This is a genomic window from Streptomyces sp. NRRL WC-3549 (genome assembly GCF_000721935.1).
In the GTDB taxonomy this organism is placed as follows: Bacteria; Actinomycetota; Actinomycetes; order Streptomycetales; family Streptomycetaceae; genus Streptomyces.
On the sequence record NZ_KL585398.1, the window covers coordinates 72,256 to 72,900 of the forward strand.

A 645-nucleotide genomic window follows, 5' to 3' on the forward strand; every position below is an offset into this window, starting at 1 on the left:
GCCGTGAACCGGCTGCTCCCGCACGCGGAGCCGCCCTCGCCCGCCGGCGCCACCCGCCACCCGTCGCCGACCCGGCGCGGCCGAACCCGCCCGCCGGACCGGGTGGTTCCTCACCGTCCCAGCGCGTCCCTGACCGCCTCGTCCGACCGGGCCACCACGGCGCTCCCGTCCTCGGCGGTGATGATGGGCCGCTGGATCAGCTTCGGGTGCTCGGACAGCGCCGTGATCCACCGCTCCCGCGACGCGGCGTCCCGGGGCCACTCCTTGACGCCCAGTTCCTTGGCGTCGGCCTCCCCGGTCCGTGTGATGTCCCACGGTTCGAGCCCGAGCCGGCCCAGCACGTCCCGGATCTCGTCCGGGGAGGGCACGTCCTCCAGGTACCGGCGGACGGTGTACTCGGCGCCCTCGGCGTCGAGCAGTCCGACGGCGCTGCGGCACTTCGAGCAGGCGGGGTTGATCCAGATCTCCATGGTGCCCAGGGTACGGGAGTGACCTGCCGAAATGGCCTCTGGCCAGGGCGGATTGTCAGTGCCGGGCGGTAAAATGGAAGCAGTTCGTGAGGGTTCCACCACTGTGCCAGGAGGTTGCCGATGGCCGTTGCCACAGCCACGACCGAGCCGCTGCACCTGTCTCTTATACACATCT

At 71.2% G+C, this 645-nt stretch carries 1 protein-coding gene; it reads right to left on the minus strand.

The window, feature by feature from the left end; translation table 11 throughout:
- Positions 1 to 110 precede the first annotated feature (110 nt).
- Positions 111 to 470: an arsenate reductase family protein gene (locus IH13_RS0114630; RefSeq protein WP_031084528.1), complete on the minus strand. Its 360-nt coding sequence runs from the start codon at positions 468 to 470 to the stop codon at positions 111 to 113.
- Between the last annotated feature and the right edge of the window lie 175 nt (positions 471 to 645).

What these genes read in the sequence shown, in the direction of transcription:
- IH13_RS0114630 (WP_031084528.1), bottom strand. Translation starts at nt 470, where the DNA reads ATGGAGATCTGGATCAACCCCGCCTGCTCGAAGTGCCGCAGCGCCGTC.